Origin of the sequence: Paraburkholderia sp. NMBU_R16, assembly GCF_013282575.1 — a bacterium.
Lineage (GTDB): Bacteria > Pseudomonadota > Gammaproteobacteria > Burkholderiales > Burkholderiaceae > Trinickia.
Genome location: NZ_JAAAYE010000045.1, coordinates 1 through 17,504 on the forward strand (window position 1 = coordinate 1; position 17,504 = coordinate 17,504).

Below are 17,504 nucleotides of genomic sequence, written 5' to 3' on the forward strand. Positions count from 1 at the left end.
GTCGTGGTCGTGATAGGCGACCCGCCGACCGACCGTGGACAACTCGCGCAAGCGCCCAACATGGAGGAAATCAGCCGAACCAAAATTCAACTGCTTAACCGTCCACGGAAACGGGTCACCCCCAGACTACCCGAAGATTTACCAGCTCTACACGCAGGCGGCTGAGCGCAATCACTGGAAGGCGATGCTCAATCTCGCCTCGCTGATCTTGAGCGACCATTCGGGAGTGCCGGAGCATAACCCCGAGATGGCGATCCGCTGGGTAGAGAAGGCGATGAAGCTCGGCGTTCCGGACGCATACGACGTGATGGGCGTCTACCATCAAAATGGGCTGGTCAAAGGAGCGGATGCCACGAGCGCCTATGCCTTCTTCCAGCGCGCTGCCGATATGGGTAGCCCGTCTGCAATGACATTTCTAACGAACAAGTTGGCTGGTACCTACGATGATCCACATGGCGAGTTCTGGGGCAATCTTCCTGTGGCTGTCGAGATGTTGCAATGCGCGATGGCGCAGGGCTACGGTCAGGCAGCGTACAAGCTGGGGTTTATCTATGCGCGCCCGCATACCCCGGAGGCAAAGCAGCACGCACTCCAGACTTTTCAGGAAGGCGCGAAATTGGGAAGTGCCGAATGTGCAAACTCGCTGTCCACGGAGTTCGATGGGATGGGTTTGACAGATGGCACCAACCTCGTGGGCCACATCGACAAGGCCCGGGCTGAGCGCTACGGCAAGCTCGGCGACGCACTGGAATTCTACGGCGGGCGCATGAGGCTGCCCAACCTCGACAAAGTGCTGCCGCTGCCGCCCGCCCCGTTGCCCAAGTGGGACGGAAACGTAAAAACCTTGATTGATGGTGCAAGAACCGTGGCATCTCCGCCCCGGGCCGTTGAGCTTTCAGGGGGCGACTGTTTCAGCAAAGCGCACGCGGAGTGTATGAAGTGAATGGAATGACTGTAGCGCACCCCGCAGCAAACCATTGACGCAAAAGATGCCGAACTATGACCGTTGAAACGTTCAGCCGGCTGGCTTACGGGCCCACCGACTCTGCCGAACAACTCGTGCTTCAACGCGTTCTTTCGATTCTCGAGAGGCGGGGAGAGGACGCCGTCATCCTGGTCAACTTGCTTCATGGCCGCCATGAAATCGATCTGGTCGTCGCAACGCAAACAGCGACGCTTGTAATAGAGGTCAAGGGCTACTTGCAAGCGGTCGAGGGCGACATCAACAGCCGCGACTGGAGTACGGTCGCTACGGGTGAGCGCCGATCGAACGCATACGCAAAAATCGACTCGGCGCACATGGATCTGAAAGACGCGCTGCGAGCGATGATCGGCGCCGATCCCGGATACGCGCATGCAGTGGTGTTGCTTGCTTACGGCAAGCCGATGGGATCGAACTTGCCCGAGTCGGACCATCGAGTGACGATCGCGGGCATAGAGGCACTGGAAGGCCTGCTCTCGACACCGGTTCGGCCAGGAACGTTGCGAAGGCTCTGGAGCCTCGAAGGTGTACGCCAGTTCGCGAAGGCGAAGGGACTGGCGCCATTGACGACGACCGCAAGCGCTCGCTCGATACGGGTGCTCGAACCAAGGTATGCGGACGTCGTTCGCGAACCGGACGCGCCACACGCGGTGCGGGGCGCCATGCCACAGAGGACTAATCGACCTGCTGCATTCGCATTGGAGGCAGCCCCTGTCGGGCGTCGAAGAAAGCGAGTCTGGTTGAGAGCCGCGGTCCTGTCGTTCATCGGACTTCCGATCTTGGTCTGGGGTGTAATGGCTTTGCTGCATCACGCAGGCAACGGAGCGCAGAAGGTGTCATCGGCGCCAACCCATGAGCATCAGCCGTTCCATCGGCATGCCGCGACGGAAGCGACTCGCAGAACGCGAATCGGGCGAGAGATGGAGAATCGGGGCGAGTCCTCCTCGGCGCTACTCGAGGCCCAACGGGCGAATTTACAGGTGCAGGCAGAGCGTTCGAGCCAGCCAGCGCCGACTCCGCCGCCACCATGTCCACCAGATATTGACCGCCTTGGGTGTGTGCCCGATCCGCAGACGCTTGCGAGACTGCGGAATCATTAGGGTGCTCGCGATTTCGTGACCGCCGCCATTCGGGGACCACGGTGCCACGGCCACGATGCACGCCTCGGTAACCGTGCCGTCCTTAGTCCTTATAAAACACCGACTATGCCTGACAACAATGGTCTTCACGCAACATTGATGGCGCTCGTTCCGCGAATTTTGATAGCGAGCCTTGCGGTGCTCTCTACCGGATCGCAAGCCAGCCCACTCACCGCATTGATGAGCAAACTGAGCACCAATATCTCCGATTTGCCGCGCTACGAAAAACTGCCGCGGTTCAACCCGCACCGTAAGACGTTCACGTGCGCCTATCAGGCGCAGCATCTGCCGACGATTGATCCGCAGGCCGAGTTGTGGTTTCAGCAAGCGCTCGCGCTCGACGACCCGAATATCTACCCGGACAAGCGTGACTACCCGAAGATCTACCAGCTCTACACACAGGCTGCCGAGCGCAATCACTGGAAGGCGATGCTCAATCTCGCATCGCTGATCGTCAGCGACCGTCCGGAACTGCCGGAGCATAACCCCGAGATGGCGATTCGCTGGGTGGAGAAGGCGATGAAGCTGGGCGTGCCGGACGCATACGACCTGATGGGCGTCTACCATCAAAATGGGCTGGTCAAAGGAGGGGACGCCACGAGCGCCTACGCCTTCTTTCAGCGCGCGGCCGATATGGGTAGCCCGTCTGCCATGACGTTCCTGGGCACAAAGATGGACGGTGCATATGACGATCCAGATGGAGAGTTCTGGGGCAATCTGTCCATGGCGACGCGGATGCTGGATTGTGCTTTCGCCCTGGGTTATGGGGATGCAGCAGACGAGCTGTCGCTTATCTATTCGCGCGCCAAGACAGCGGACGCCAAACTGAAGGCGCTGAAGATTTTGCATGAAGGGGTAAAACTCGGAAGCGCGAAATGTGCAAACAGCATCGCTCCCGAGTTCGATGGCCTTGGCCTTACCAATGGCACTAATCTCGTCGGCCACATCGATAAGGCCCGTGCCGAGCGCTACGGCAAGCTCGGTGATGCCCTGGAATTCTACGGCGGGCGCCTGAAGCTTCCCAACCTGGACAAGGTGCTGCCTCTGCCGCCCGCCCCGTTGCCCAAGTGGGACGGAAACATAAAGACCTTGATTGACGGCGCGAAAGCCGTAACACCACCGCCGCTGAAGCCACAGCAGGGCGCAGCGCTGGAGGGACGCGAATTCATTCGACAGGGCTATGCTGTCGCGCCTCTCGAACAGAGCGCGATGATGGTCGCGGGCAATGCACTTGTGCCGCGCGATGGCTACTGGCTTGCGCCATACGGCCCAGCGTCGGCGTTCAAAACCGAGCTGATGCCGGCTCGCCGCAACGCTCTTGAGCGCTATGTAGCGAGTGAGCGATTCGAGCCGCCGTCATTCGGCTGGCTCACCGCCGATAAGGCGCAGTGGAACTATCTCGGTGAGTCGTACGCCTTGCCGCCACAGCGAGATGTCGTTGCGCTGAACTGGCCGCACAGCGCAGTGTGTACTACCTGCCTGATTTGGATGGACGTCGTAATACACAACGTTGCTGTGGCGCCGCGCCAGGGTGAACGCCCGCTTACCTTCGAGGACCATTGGCCCACACGCACGATGCATGCATCGGTGACCGTGCCATTTTCCGGGGATAAGGGATATGCCTGACACGCATTGCTTTCGCGCAACGTCGATCGGCCTCGTTCTGCGATTTCTGGTTGTGAGCCTTGCTGTGCTCGCTACCGGCTCGCAAGCTAGCCCCTTTGCTGCTTTCGCCAGCAAACTGAGCACCAGTATCTCCGATTCGCCTCGCTACGAAAAACTGCCGTTGTTCAACCCGCACCGCAAGACCTTCACTTGCGTCTATCAGGACCAGCATGTGCCGCCGATCGATCCGCAGGCCGAGCTGTGGTTTCAGCAAGCGCTCGCGCTTGACGACCGGAACATCTACCCGGCCAAGCGCGACTACTCGAAGATCTACCAGCTCTACACGCAAGCGGCTGAGCGCAATCATTGGAAGGCGATGCTCAATCTCGCCTCGCTCATCGTGAGCAACGATTCGGGCGTCCCGGAACATAATCCCGAAATGGCGATCCGCTGGGTAGAGAAGGCGATGAAGCTGGGCGTGCCGGACGCGTACGACATGATGGGCGTATACCATCAAAATGGGCTGGTCAAAGGAGGGGATGTCACGAGCGCGTATGCCTTCTTCCAGCGCGCCGCTGATATGGGTAGCCCGTCTGCTATGACGTTCCTAGGCGACAAGTTGGCCGCGACATACGACGATCCCAGCCAGGGATTCTGGGGGAATATGCCAGTTGCAATCCAGATGCTGCAATGTGCCTTGGCACAAGGGGACGGACAAGCTGCATATCATCTGGGATTCGCATATAAGGGCACTACACAAGAATCCAAACTTCGGGCATTGAAAGCATTCCATGAGGGAGTAAAGCTAGGGAGCGCGAATTGTGCAAACACCTTGTCTGTCGAGTTTGGAGGGATGGATCTGGCCGATGGCACCAACATCGTCGGCCACATAGACAAGGCCCGTGCCGAGCGCTACGGCAAGCTCGGCGACGCGCTGGAATTCTACGGCGGGCGCATGAAGCTTCCCAACCTCGACAAGGTACTGCCGTTGCCGCCCGCCCCGTTGCCCGAGTGGGACGGAAGCGTAAAGACCTTGATTGACGGCGCAAAAGCAGCGATACCACCGCCCGCTAAGGCACAGCTGGGCGCAGCGCTGGAGGGGCTTAACTCAGCACGCTAGCGAGTCAACGAGAGACCACATCGATGACCTAGAAGGCGCAAACGCCCGCGCCGCTGCCTCACCGCGAGCGCGCCTCAAGCACTGCCCGCCGACGGCGCTTCATCTTCGTCCTCATACGCGCCCAGACGGTTGTAAAGCGTCTTCAGGCTCACGCCAAGCGCTTTTGCCGTGCGCCGCTTGTCACCGCCGCAGTACTTGAGCGTCCCGAGAATGATCTGCCGCTGCGCTTCAGCGAGCGGCGTGCCAACCCAGATGCTCATCGCATCGCCTTGCGTTACGGCTTTTTTCGAGCGCGCCGCGAGGCGCGGGTGCTCGATCTCCACCGTCTTCTCGGCCAGGATGAATGCCCGATAGATGCTGTTCTTCAGCTCGCGCACATTGCCCGGCCAAGAATACGTGCGCAACGTTTCCCTCGCCCGCTTGCTGAAGACCTTGTTCGTGCCCTCCCGCGCATTGAGCTCGGCGAGAAAGTGCTGAGCGAGCAACTCGCGATCGCCTTCGCGCTCGCGCAGCGGCGGCGCACGCAGCGGAAACACGGCGAGGCGGTACATCAAGTCCTCGCGCAAGCCGTTCTCCTTCACCGCCAACGCCGGGTCGCGATTCGTCGCCGCGATGACACGCACGTCGCTATGCAGCAGTTCCGTGCCACCGACGCGATAGAACGTGCCGGTTTCCAGCGCGCGCAGCAACTTGACCTGGCGCACGGGCATCATCTCGGTCACCTCGTCGAGGAAGAGCGTCCCGCCATTGGCGTGCTCGAAGTAACCGGCACGGCCTTGCACGGCGCCGGTGAAGCTGCCGCGCTCATGGCCGAAGAGTTCGGCTTCGATCAGATTATCGGGAATCGCACCGCAGTTGACGGCCACGAACGGTTGATCGTGCCGGCGGCTGCGATCGTGGATCGTCCGCGCGATCAATTCCTTGCCGGTACCGGATTCGCCGACGATGAGCACAGTGGCATCGGTCGCCGCCACCCGCTCGATTTGCTCGAAAAGCTCGAGCATCGCGGGCGATGCGCCGTAGAGCATGCCATAGAACTCGAGCCCCTCGGGTGTACGCTGGGGGCCGGAATCGTTTCGTTGGGCGGAGCCGTTGTCCGGAGCTTCCGCCGGAGTCTCGAAGTCGCTTGACGTCGCCATGAGTTCGGGATTTGGAGCGCACCAGCGAATGCCGTTTGCATCGCCGCGCGCGTTTTTCCGAGTAGTCGAACCGGTATTTAACCACGTTGGGGCCTGCTTACGTCGGCCAAAGATGCCAAGCGAACCCCGCTTACCCAGTGGCATGAAACATGCTCTTGGTATGGCCTCGCGGCGGGAACTCGCGGCCGCCGGATCGATCCGAATGAAAGTCCGCAGCATCGAAAATCCGCGTGCGGAAAAACTTGCAACGGTCTATACCATTCATATCGGCAACGAATGCAAGGGGAATCAGATGGCCCGTCCCAGAATCGGTATTTTTAGCGCGCTGGTCGCGGTAGGCGGCGTGCTCGCATGGCGGTGGGCGCAGAAACACCGCGCGTCGCAGGCGCGGCTCGCCGGCGAACTGAATCGTTGGGAAGCGGAAGGCGGCGCACTGGCGTCCACGACCCAGGAAGCGCCCTCGACGTTGGGTTCGCACGTGTCGCCAGGCACCATGTCGAACGGCCATGCCCAGGTAGGCGGCACACCGGACGCATGGCACTTCCCGCATAGCTGACCCGTATTGCACGACAAGCCGGCCGGCCGTCCGTTCTTGCACGGTTCGGCCCGAGTATGCAGGATAGAGCCCCGTCATAGGCGGCGCCGCCGCGCGGCAGGGCTGTTGTGCGCTTGGAATTCGCTCGGTTGATTGGATACCGTCCCATTTCGACACTACTCATTGATGACAGAACCCGATGCCACATGTGCTGATAGTTGACGACGACCCCGAGACCCGGGAAGCGCTGGTCTCGATCATTGCCGAAGACGGCCTGACGACCGCCACGGCGGGCGATCTGCGCGAAGCGCGCATTCAGCTCGTCCGGCAAACGCCGGACGTCGTGTTCACCGATCTGCAACTGCCGGACGGCAGCGGCGTCGATCTGTTCGAAGATCTCGACCCGCGCTCGGGCGTCGAAATCGTCGTGATCACAGGGCATGCCACGGTCGAATCCGCGGTGTCGGCGCTCAAAATGGGCGCATCTGACTATCTGGTCAAGCCGATCAACATGCAGCGCGTGAAAGCGGTGCTCGACCGGCTGCCGCGCGCCGGCGATTTGAAAGCGCAAATCGGCAACCTGCGTGGCGAATTACGACGCATGGGCCGTTTCGGCCTCATGCTCGGCAGCTCGCCGGCCATGCAGTCTGTCTACGACCAGATCGGGCGCGTGGCGCCCACAGCTGCGTCGGTGCTGCTGGTGGGCGAGTCGGGCACGGGTAAGGAGGTGGCGGCGCAGACTATTCACGAGCTGAGCCTGCGGCGCAAGCATGCGTTTTTAGCGGTCAATTGCGGTGCGATCTCGCCGAACCTGATCGAATCGGAAATGTTCGGACACGAGCGCGGCTCGTTTACCGGTGCGGATCGCCAGCACAAGGGCTATTTCGAACGGGCCAACGGTGGAACGATTTTTCTGGACGAGATCACGGAGATGCCGGCCGAGCTCCAGGTCAAATTCCTGCGCGTGTTGGAGACGGGCATGTTCATGCGCGTCGGTACGACGAAAGAGATCGAAACCGACGTGCGAGTCATTGCTGCAACGAATCGCGATCCGGAAGAGGCGGTGCTCGAAGGCAAGCTGCGGCTCGATCTCTATCACCGGCTCAACGTTTTTCCGATCAGCCTGCCGCCGCTGCGCGAGCGCGGCAACGACGTCTGGCTGCTGGCGCAGGCGTTTCTCGATGAGCACAACGAACAACACGGCACGCACAAGCAATTCCCGCCCGCGGCCAAGGACATGATGCTGTCGTACCCATGGCCAGGCAATGTCCGTGAGCTCAAGAACTACGTGCAGCGCGCCTATATCATGTCCGGCGCCGATTCCGATACGACGGCTGCGGTACCGCTGCAGATTTCGCTATCCAAGCCTACGACAGGCACAGCCGTCACCATCCCGTTCGGGACATCGCTCGCAGTCGCCGATCGTCAGCTCATTCTCGCCACGCTCGATCAGTGCGGCGGAGTGAAGACTCGTGCCGCCGAGATTCTCGGCATCAGCCTCAAGACCCTCTACAACCGGCTCGTCGAGTACAACGAGGAAGGCGGCAAATCCACGGCGGGAGAAGCGGCGGGCGACCCCGATCCGGCGGGAGAAACAGGCGAGCCGGCAGCGGGCCCCTGAGACCTCGCGTCGATTACGAGCGGCTGGGCAAACCGATTGCTCGATAGCTGTGGCGGGGCGATGTGTGCGACGCATCGCTGCGTATCACTCACGCCCAATCGAGGAGATCGCGATGCACGAATCGAAGCGCGAGCCGATCCGGCTCCATACGCCCGAACCCGACCCGCCTGGGCCGCCGCCCACGAAGGATCCGCCCGGGCCGCATCCCGAGCCCGAGCGCGAGCCGCCGGGGCCACCGGTGCCGCCGATCGGCGATCCGCCGCCCGAGCCGCCGCAGGCAGGTGCGTAAAGCCCGGGCGAATACCGTCCTGTATGGGTTACATATCTCGCGCAATTGTTACCGCGCGAAACAGCGCGCCGCGTCCTAGACTGTTGGCATAGGCAAATTCCCGTTTCGCCCACGCGGGCGCGCTTCGACGAGAGGTATCCCATGAGACATCCAGCGTTGCGGCGTTCGCCGCGCCACGCTTCCAAGCGCGAAGCCAAAAACACCGGTCAGACATCCGGGCCCCCTGCGCACGACCCGTCCGCGCAGAACCGCGTCGCGCCGAATGCGCCGCCTGACGGGGCATTCAACCAGGGCGGCGCGCGCCCGGAGGGGCTCGATTACCAGCGCGACCTCGGGGCTGAACAGGACGCCTGAACGCCCGGCTCCGGGCGCGATAATCGTAGAGGACGCCTAAGTAATTCGATTCGCGCGAGCGCGTCGGCTCGGGGACGCGATGCGCTCGCCCCTCGCATGCTCGAAAGCGGTGCATCGCAGCGGCACGCGACTTGCATTCGATAAACCGGAGCGGCGATGGTCGTCGCCACGCGAGAACGCCAATTCGACGAGGTGGAGCCGCAATGAGCAGACTTATCGTGGTATCGAATCGTGTTGCGCCGACGCAAGAGGGACGTCCCGCCGCCGGAGGGCTTGCAATCGGCGTCCTCGATGCGTTGAAGGAGACGGGTGGCCTATGGTTTGGATGGAGCGGCGAAATCGTCACGCAGAGCGATGGGCCCGCTATCGAGAAGCAAGGCAACGTCACCTATGCGACAGTCGGTTTGACGCGCCGCGATTACGATCAGTACTACCGAGGGTTTTCGAATGCGACGCTGTGGCCGACGTTTCACTATCGTACCGATCTCTCGCGCTACGACCGCCAGGAATACGCCGGCTATCTGCGCGTCAACATCGCGCTTGCAACGCAATTGAAGGCACTGCTCCGGCCCGATGACATCATATGGGTGCATGACTATCACCTGTTGCCGTTCGGGCGCGCGCTGCGCGATCTCGGTGTAACGAATCCGATCGGCTTCTTCCTGCATATTCCGTTTCCGGTGCCAGAGATGCTGCGAGCCGTCCCGCCGCATGCCGAGCTCGTCCACGCGATGTGCAGTTACGACGTACTCGGATTCCAGACGCAGACCGACAGTCAAGCGTTCATCGACTACATCGAACGCGGGGGATTCGGTTCAGTCAGCTCAGAGGGCATGGTGCATGCGTTCGGACGGTTGCTGAAAGTGGGTGCCTACCCGATCGGTATCTATCCGGATGCGGTGGCGAAGGCCGCCGAACAGTTCAGCGATCGCAAATCCGTCGCCGAACTGCGAGAGGCGGCAGGCGGGCGCAAGCTCATCATGAGCGTGGATCGGCTCGATTACTCGAAAGGCCTCGTCGAGCGCTTTCAGGCATTCGAACGGCTTTTGGCCGACGTGCCGCACTGGCAAGGAAAGGTCTCGCTCGTGCAAATCGCGCCGCCGACGCGTTCTGACGTCCAGACCTATCAGCGTATCCGCCAAACGCTCGAAGGCGAGGCGGGGCGCATCAACGGACGTTTCGCTCAGCTCGACTGGACGCCCATCCAGTATCTGAATCGCAAATACGAGCGCAACGTGCTGATGGCGCTTTTCAGATTGTCTCAAGTGGGCTACGTCACACCGCTGCGCGACGGAATGAATCTCGTGGCGAAAGAGTATGTCGCGTCGCAAGATCCGGCCGATCCGGGGGTGCTCGTACTGTCTCAGTTCGCGGGCGCCGCGGAACAACTGCCCGGCGCACTCGTCGTCAACCCGTTCGATCTTTCTCAAATGGCCGACGCGCTGGCCTGCGCGTTGTCGATGCCGCTTAACGAGCGCAAGGCGCGCCACGCCGACATGATGGCGCGCTTGCGTGCCAACGATCTATCGACCTGGCGCGACGCGTTCCTCGACGACCTGCGGCACGTCGCTGCGGCCGCGTCGGTCACGCGTCGAGCCGTCGAACTGGCCGACAAGAGCCTCGACGTGCCGATTCCGTTTCGCTATCCCGTGAACCGGCCGGCGCGTGAGCTGCATCGGTCCTGAAGCGATTGACGGTATCTCCATCTCCAGAACGCAATCGATAATAAAGGGCCGCTCTTCGAGAGCGGCCCTTCGTTTTATGCTGTGCGCCCGTTATCGGCTGCTATCCTTGACGCCGCAATTGCGCGGGCGGCAGTTTGAGCAAATTGCGGTATTTTGCGACGGTGCGTCGCGCGACGAGCATGCCTTCTTGCGTCAGCATCTTCGCAAGCGCCACGTCCGAGAGCGGATTGCGCGGGTCCTCTTGCTCGATCATCTCTTTGATGAGGGCGCGCACGGCCGCGGCTGAGCAACGCCCACCGGTTTCGGTCGCGAGTTCGCGCGGAAAGAAATGTCTGAATTCGAAGATGCCGCGCGGCGTGGCCATGTACTTGTTGCTCGATGCGCGTGAGACGGTCGACTCGTGCAGGCCGAGCTCCTCCGCGAGCTTGCTCAGTACGAGCGGCTTCAGCGCGATTTCGCCGTAATCGAAGAACGCCTTCTGATACGACACGATGCATTGCGCGACGCGCTGAATGGTCGTGAAACGCTGTTCGGCGTTGCGCAGCAGCCAACGAGCTTCCTGCAGTTGCTGAGCGAGCGGCGAGCCGCTGCCGCCGGCGGATTGAGCGAAGAGTTCCGCATAGACGCGATGGATCCGCGCGCGGGGCAGGACTGCGGGGTTGATCGTCGCGACCCAGCGGTTCTTCACTCGCCGGACGATCACGTCGGGAATGACGTAGTTGTCGTCGGTGCGCGCGTAATACTCGCCCGGCTTGGGATCGAGCCGCCGCACGAGCGCGCAGGCGACGCGCAACTCCTCGGCTGAGCAGCCGAGCTGTTTCTGAAGCTCGGCATGTTCGCGGCGCGCGAGCCGCTCGAGATGGCTTGCGGCGATTTCGTGCGCGAGATCGCGCCCCGGCGTTTCAGGCGGCATCGCATCGAGTTGCAACTGCAGGCATTCGGCGAGCGAACGCGCGCCCACACCGGGCCGATCGAGCGTTTGCACGAGCCGCAGCGCCACCCGCAGCTCTTCTTCGGCCAACGGAGGGTCGGCTTCGAACGCGGCGGCGAGATCGCTGAGCGAATCGCGCAGGTAGCCATCGTCGTCGAGCGCTTCGATGACGACTTGCGCCGCGGCACGATCGCGCTCGTTGAGCGGATAAAGGCTCAGCAGATCGTGCAGGTGTTCATGCATCGTCGGCTGGGCATGCGCCCATGCGCCCGGGTCCACGTCGTCGCCGTCGCCGTTATGGCGCGATGCGGAGCGCAGTGACCAGTCCTGCGAGAAATCGCCGCTGGCCTCCTCGCTGGCGGCGGCCGCCGATGCATCGGCGGCGGCGAGGCTGTCGAGCCCCTCGGTGGCTTCAGTGGTTGTGGGCGCAACGGTTTCCGCGGCGTCCTGTCCGACGCCGTGGACCTCTTTGACGCGATCGGACTCGGTCTCCCCGTCGGGAACAGGTTCGTCGTATTCGAGAAACGGATTGCTGTCCAGCGCTTCACGCAGCTCGTGCTGAAACTCCAGCGACGACAACTGCAGCAACCGCACCGATTGCTGCAGGCGCGGCGTCAACGCGACGTGTTGTTTGCTGCGAAGTTCGAGAGTCGGTGGCATAGTCTGGGTCCGTTTGAAGAGGTCCCAGGAACTAAAGCAACGCTCATACCATGTGGCACCCGGCAGGCGGGGGGCTCACGCCATGTCGGGCGCCGTATCGAGATAGCAGCTTTTACAGGTAGTGTGCAAAAAACGCGCCGCACTCCTCGGCTCACGCGCGATCGAGTGTGCGCTGGCGCATGCAGCTTGCCAGGCCGCAACCGACGGCGAGCACTGGTACCGACGAAACGTGCGTCAGGCGGTCGCGCGCTGCGTTTGCCTCAATCGGAGAAGACTCACGCATGCGGCGACTGCCGCGAAACCCGCTCCGAGCCGAAGGCAAATCACCGGACCGCTCGTCGGCGCGACACCGAATATCAGGGCAACGAGCGCGGCGCCGAGCGTTTGTCCCGTGAGCCGGGCGGTGCCCAGCATGCCGCTCGCGCCCCCACTGCGCTCGCGCGGTGCCGCCGACAGCAACTGGCGGTTGTTCGGCGCCTGGAAGAGGCCGAAGCCCGCGCCGCAAACGGCCATGCGCCAGGCGATGTCGGCGCCGCCGGGATGCGGGCCGAGCGTGGCGAGCAGCACGAGGCCGGTGGCGAGAATCGCGAGGCCGATGCCGCCGAGGATACCGGCCGAGTAGCGATCCGAAAGCACGCCAGAAAGCGGGGCGGCGAAGACGATCGCCAAGGGCCACGGCGTGATGAGCAGGCCGGTTTGAACCTGCGTGAATCCGAACGTCGCTTGAAAGAGAAACGGCAGCGAGACGAATGCCAGCATCTGAGCGCAAAACGAACAGATCGATGTGCCGACCGAAAGCGCAAAGACAGGAATCCTCAATAAGTCGACCGGCAAAAGCGGTGCGCTCTGCCGCAGTTGCCGCTTCACGAAGAAGTAGCCGACGGCTATCACCGCCAACACCTGCAGCGTCACATAAGGCCACGATTCGCCGTGACCCACGCCGTCGATCGTGAAGACCATGAGGCCGAACACGAACGCGTTCATGACCGCGCTCAGGTAGTCGTAGGGCGCGTTGTGCCCGGGGGTGTTGGGCAGCGCCTTGAACGCGCCGACGATCGTGACGATACCGATGGGCACGTTGATCGCAAACAGCCATGGCCACGACGCGACGGCAAGGATCCCGGACGCCACCGTCGGTCCCACTGCCGAGGCGAGCGCCACCACCATCGCGTTCAATGCGACGCCGCGCCCGAGATGCGCGGGCGGATAGATTGCGCGCACGAGCGCGGTGTTGACGCTCATCAAGCCGGCTGCGCCGAAGCCTTGCACGACGCGCATCGCGGCGAGCACGGGCAGCGAGCCGGACAGCGCGCAGCCGAGCGACGCCAATGTGAAAAGCGCGAGCCCCGCCGTATAGACCCGCCGATAGCCGATGCGATCGCCGAGCGAGGCGAGCGGCAGCAGCGAGATCGTGATTGACAGCTGGTACGCGTTGACGACCCAGATGGACGCCGCGGCACTCGCGTGCGTGTCGCGCGCGATGGTCGGCAACGCGACGTTGGCGATGGCGCTGTCGAGCACCGCTAGCGTCAGGCCAAGCGCAATGACCGCGACGGCCCAATAGCGTTCGGGAACGGGAAGGCCTTGGTCTGTCAGCATCCGCGTTTCATTTCAGCTCGTAAAGGCCCGTGTAGATCGTCGAGTCGATTTCATTCATGTGTGTCATGAAGCGCGCGACGGCGTTCGTCGTCTCGGCGGTGACCGGCAGATGCGGTACCTTGAGCGCGTGAAGACGGAAGATGTAGCGATGCGGTTTGTCTCCGCGCGGTGGCGCCGCGCCGCCGAAGCCCTGCGTGCCGTAGTCGTTGCGCACCTGCACCGCGCCGGGCGGAAGCAGCGAGCCATCGGCCTTGCCGGCATTGCGGGGCAGCGAGCGTGTATCGGGCGGAATGTTGACGACGACCCAGTGCCAAAAGCCGCTGCCCGTCGGCGCGTCCGGGTCGTACACGGTCAGCGCGAGGCTTTGCGCGTCTTCGGGGACGGCTTCCCATTGGAGCGCGGGCGATGCGTTCGCGCCATTGCCGTCGACGCCGAACATTTTGTCGTCGCATTCCTGATCCTTCGGCATGAAGCCGTTGATCGGGAAGTCGTCGGACCACAGTCTGAAGTCAGCCATCGAATGCCTCCATTTTTTGACACTTCAACGTCGAGGCCGCGAAGCGGCGAGCGAGCCGAGTTTAGCACCGGGTCCGCGCGCGAGGCGCGGGGGAGCGCCGGCATGGATAGCAGTATAGGCGCGCTACTGGTCGTGGGGCGCGCGTGGCTTAAGCATGCACGCTGCGAGCAAAGCGCAGCGAAAACGTCGTTCGGACGTCGGGCACGCTGTCGACGCGGCACTCGCCGCTGTGCTCGTCCATGATCGACTTGACGATCGCCAGGCCGAGCCCGGCGCCCGCCGCCGAATTCTGGCGCGCGGGGTCGAGCCGGTAGAAGCGATCGAAGATCCGTTCGATATGTGCCGGCGCAATGCCGGGTCCGGTATCGGTGACGGACACGGAAGCCACGGCATCGAACTCCCGGCATTCGATCGACACTGTCGAGCCCTGAGGCGCATGGGCGAATGCATTCGACAGCAGATTGCCGAGCGCGCGTTGCACGAGCAGCGGATCGCCGTCGAACGTGCAGTGGCCATCGACGGTGATAGCGATGTCGCGGTCCTCGGCGATCGATTCGTAGTAGCGCGCGACGCGCAGCGCTTCGCGTTGCCCGTCGACGCGCTGGAAATGTGTGCGCCGTTGCCGCGCGTCGGCGCGGGCGAGAAAGAGCATGTCGTCGACCATGCGCGAGAGGCGCTGGAATTCCTCCACGCTCGATTCGATGATCGCGCGGTATTGCTCGTTGGAACGAGGCTGCGAGAGCCCGACTTGCGCCTGCGCCAGCAGGTTCGTGAGCGGTGTGCGGATGTCGTGCGCGAGATCGGAGGAGAACTGCGTCAGCCTCGTGAATGACTCGTCGAGCCGCTGCAGCATGCGGTTGAACGCATGCGTGAGCTCGCGCAGCTCGTCGGCCATGCCCGTATCGGGCAGCGGGTGGGCGAGGCGGTTGCCGGAAATCTCGTCGGCGCGCGCGGCGAGTTGGCTCAGCGGTTTCAGCGCGAATACGGCGATCCGGTAAGCGACGAGGGCGGCGAGCACCGTACCGACGAGCACGCCCAGCACGACACTCAGTGCGCAGATGTGCAAGAAGGCCTGAGCACCGCGATAGTTGCGCTGCACGACCACGCGCACCGGGACGTCTTTTTCGGCAATCCCGGCTCGCGCGACGAGATAGCGCAACGGCCGCTGCTCGTGTTGCACGGCGACCGGCGTGGTGCTCAATGCACTCAACGCGCTTGCCAAAACGTTCGGACTCGGCACGAAGTTCGGGCTGCTGACGAGCGTGTTGCCGTATTCGTCGAAGACCGCCAGGTCGACGTCCTCATGGCCTTGCAGCAGCAGAGACGAAGCAGGACGCTCGTCACGGAGTTCCTCGATCGTCTCCACGGTGCCGAGCCGCGAAATGGCCGCATCGAGCGTCGCCTCCATCTCGTGCCGCAGCGATTGCGCAATCGATCGGTCCAGCGTTTCGTAGAGCAGTGCGCCGCTCACGGCGAGGATGATCGAAGTCGACAGCGCGAACAGCACCGCGAGCCGCCCGCGCATCGTTTTCAGCACGAGATTTCCGATCATACAAGGGAGTCGTCGCGTTGTTCGAGCACGTAGCCCATGCCGCGCACCGTATGGATAAGCTTCGGCTCATACGGATCGTCGACTTTCGCGCGCACGCGGCGGATCGCCGCGTCGACGATATTCGTATCGCTTTCGAAGTTGATGTCCCACACCTGCGAGGCGATCAGCGAGCGCGTCAGGATCTCGCCTTCGCGGCGCATGAGCAGCCATAGCAGCGCAAACTCCTTGGCCGTGAGCAAGATCGTACGCCCTTGCCGTTTCGCCTTGCGGCGCATGAGATCGAGTTCGAGATCGCCCACACGCAGCACCGACGCATCGAGCGTTTGCCCGCGGCGCAAGAGCGAGCGCACGCGCGCGAGCAACTCGACGAAATCGAATGGCTTGACGAGATAGTCGTCCCCGCCGAGTTCGAGCCCTTTGACGCGATCGTCGACGTCATCGCGTGCGGTCAGAAAGAGTACCGGCGTGCGATGCGTCTTGCGCAGTTCCTCGACGATCGACCAGCCGCTCTTGCCAGGCAGCATTACATCGAGGATGGCGAGATCGTACGCCTCTGTCTGCAACTGATGCAGTCCGGTGACGCCGTCCGCGGCGATGTCGCAGACAAAGCCCGCTTCGACGAGCCCTTGTTTCAGATAAGTCCGGGTTTTGGGCTCGTCTTCCACAATCAGGATCTTCATTTCGGTATTGGGTTGCGCCGTTGAACGAATGGGGCGATGAAAAAGGGCGAACGTGCATACGATGCAAAGAATATGCGCGGCCGGTAATCGAAACGATTGTTGACCGGATCGTATCTCGATAAGTTCCGCTCAAATCGATTTCGGTGCGCTCCGCGTCCACGCGGGCAGCCCGGTAATAGAAAAAACGAATCGATATCGATCGGTATTTTCGGCACTACCGACGAACATGACGACAAAATCATCTTGCCGTCATGTTTGCGATGCACCTATTGGCCAGAATTCCAACTCGTGAACGTCGCGTCATCCGCGCTCATTGATGTTCTCCATTCCGGCTTAGGAGGGAAAAGCAATGAATTTTACGAAACAAATGATTTTGCAGAATGCAGCATGGGCCCGCGAGGCGTGCGATGGCGATCCGCGCCTTTTCGAACGACTGAGGCAAGGTCAGGATCCGAAGGTGCTGTGGATCGGCTGTGCCGACAGCCGCGTGCCGGCGGAAATCGTGACGGGCGCGCGGCCCGGCGAGCTGTTCGTGCACCGGAATATCGCCAATCTGTTCGTGCCGCATGACGACAACACCATGAGCGTGCTCGAGTACGCGGTCTGCGTGCTGAAAGTGAAGGACATCGTGATCTGCGGCCACTATGGCTGCGGCGGCGTGCGGGCGGCGCTGGGAGCGCCGAACGACGGGGTGCCGCACGTCGAGCAGCGCATTCGCCCGTTGCGGTGGCTTGCGCGGCGTCACCGCGACGAGCTCGATGCGATCGCCGATCCTGATGAGCGTACGAACCGCCTCGCCGAGCTGAACGTGCTCGAACAGGCGCGTGTGCTGCGCGCGTCGCCCGTCGTTCACGATGCCGTGCCTCGCCCGCAAGTCCATGCATGGATCTTCGATATCCGCGATGGGCTCATTCGAGCGTTGCCGTTCGAGCATGCCGAGGCGGCCGAGCCGTCGTACGGCTCCGACCTTTCGCATCTGCCCGGCCGGCGCGAACCTTCGCCGATTCGCGTCGCCAACGGCGGCTGACATTCGGCGCACGGCAGTTTTCGTCGGGGCACATCGACTCCATCGAACGAACCCCATAGCGCGCGTCGG

General features: G+C 62.5%; 15 protein-coding genes and 1 pseudogene. 10 read left to right on the forward strand and 6 right to left on the reverse strand.

The features are described 5' to 3' along the window. Positions 1–124: 124 nt before the first annotated feature. The 4 genes and pseudogenes from GWC77_RS20600 to GWC77_RS20615 all read left to right on the forward strand — a co-directional run. A pseudogene (locus GWC77_RS20600) lies at positions 125–868 on the forward strand (tetratricopeptide repeat protein); the annotation flags it as partial. A 131-nt stretch (positions 869–999) separates the two neighbouring features. Continuing rightward, positions 1,000–2,082, forward strand: a complete 1,083-nt coding sequence (locus tag GWC77_RS30325; protein ID WP_173260009.1) for a nuclease-related domain-containing protein — start codon at positions 1,000–1,002, stop codon at positions 2,080–2,082. 105 nt (positions 2,083–2,187) lie between these two features. Further along, a complete protein-coding gene (locus GWC77_RS20610; protein WP_254367066.1) occupies positions 2,188–3,747 on the forward strand; it encodes a tetratricopeptide repeat protein in 1,560 nt (519 codons plus the stop codon). Next, complete coding sequence (locus tag GWC77_RS20615; protein WP_173260010.1) at positions 3,740–4,846, forward strand: DUF6396 domain-containing protein; 1,107 nt, start codon at positions 3,740–3,742, stop codon at positions 4,844–4,846. Before GWC77_RS20610 ends, GWC77_RS20615 begins: the two co-directional genes overlap by 8 nt. 74 nt (positions 4,847–4,920) lie before the next feature. Here the strand turns inward: GWC77_RS20615 and GWC77_RS20620 are convergent, their stop codons facing one another. Further along, positions 4,921–5,985: a sigma-54-dependent Fis family transcriptional regulator gene (locus GWC77_RS20620; protein WP_173260011.1), complete on the reverse strand. Its 1,065-nt coding sequence runs from the start codon at positions 5,983–5,985 to the stop codon at positions 4,921–4,923. Between the two features lie 292 nt (positions 5,986–6,277). Between GWC77_RS20620 and GWC77_RS20625 the strand changes: the two genes are divergently transcribed. From GWC77_RS20625 to otsA, 5 genes are all read left to right on the forward strand, one after another. Beyond that, positions 6,278–6,541: a hypothetical protein gene (locus GWC77_RS20625; RefSeq protein WP_173260043.1), complete on the forward strand. Its 264-nt coding sequence runs from the start codon at positions 6,278–6,280 to the stop codon at positions 6,539–6,541. A gap of 178 nt (positions 6,542–6,719) precedes the next feature. Then, positions 6,720–8,141: a sigma-54 dependent transcriptional regulator gene (locus tag GWC77_RS20630; RefSeq protein ID WP_173260012.1), complete on the forward strand. Its 1,422-nt coding sequence runs from the start codon at positions 6,720–6,722 to the stop codon at positions 8,139–8,141. Between the two features lie 112 nt (positions 8,142–8,253). After that, positions 8,254–8,430, forward strand: a complete 177-nt coding sequence (locus tag GWC77_RS20635) for a hypothetical protein (protein WP_173260013.1) — start codon at positions 8,254–8,256, stop codon at positions 8,428–8,430. Between the two features lie 141 nt (positions 8,431–8,571). Beyond that, positions 8,572–8,784: a hypothetical protein gene (locus GWC77_RS20640; protein ID WP_173260014.1), complete on the forward strand. Its 213-nt coding sequence runs from the start codon at positions 8,572–8,574 to the stop codon at positions 8,782–8,784. Between the two features lie 203 nt (positions 8,785–8,987). After that, on the forward strand, positions 8,988–10,469 hold the full coding sequence (gene otsA / locus GWC77_RS20645; protein ID WP_173260015.1) for an alpha,alpha-trehalose-phosphate synthase (UDP-forming): 1,482 nt from the start codon (positions 8,988–8,990) through the stop codon (positions 10,467–10,469). Between the two features lie 100 nt (positions 10,470–10,569). On the opposite strand, the gene GWC77_RS20650 is transcribed toward otsA, so the two are convergent. The 5 genes from GWC77_RS20650 to GWC77_RS20670 all read right to left on the reverse strand — a co-directional run bounded on the left by GWC77_RS20650 (position 10,570) and on the right by GWC77_RS20670 (position 16,408). After that, positions 10,570–12,060: an RNA polymerase factor sigma-54 gene (locus GWC77_RS20650; protein WP_173260016.1), complete on the reverse strand. Its 1,491-nt coding sequence runs from the start codon at positions 12,058–12,060 to the stop codon at positions 10,570–10,572. A gap of 234 nt (positions 12,061–12,294) precedes the next feature. After that, a complete protein-coding gene (locus GWC77_RS20655; protein ID WP_173260017.1) occupies positions 12,295–13,659 on the reverse strand; it encodes an MFS transporter in 1,365 nt (454 codons plus the stop codon). Between the two features lie 7 nt (positions 13,660–13,666). Further along, the gene (locus GWC77_RS20660) at positions 13,667–14,176 is read right to left on the reverse strand and encodes a YbhB/YbcL family Raf kinase inhibitor-like protein (RefSeq protein ID WP_173260018.1); all 510 of its coding nucleotides are present in this window, start codon (positions 14,174–14,176) and stop codon (positions 13,667–13,669) included. A 148-nt stretch (positions 14,177–14,324) separates the two neighbouring features. Continuing rightward, positions 14,325–15,728, reverse strand: a complete 1,404-nt coding sequence (locus GWC77_RS20665) for a heavy metal sensor histidine kinase (RefSeq protein WP_173260019.1) — start codon at positions 15,726–15,728, stop codon at positions 14,325–14,327. After that, complete coding sequence (locus tag GWC77_RS20670; protein WP_173260020.1) at positions 15,725–16,408, reverse strand: heavy metal response regulator transcription factor; 684 nt, start codon at positions 16,406–16,408, stop codon at positions 15,725–15,727. Before GWC77_RS20670 ends, GWC77_RS20665 begins: the two co-directional genes overlap by 4 nt. A 349-nt stretch (positions 16,409–16,757) precedes the next feature. Here GWC77_RS20670 and GWC77_RS20675 point away from each other — a divergent pair, with 349 nt between their 5' ends. After that, positions 16,758–17,435, forward strand: coding sequence for a carbonic anhydrase (locus tag GWC77_RS20675; RefSeq protein ID WP_173260021.1), 678 nt, complete (start codon positions 16,758–16,760; stop codon positions 17,433–17,435). Positions 17,436–17,504 lie beyond the last annotated feature (69 nt).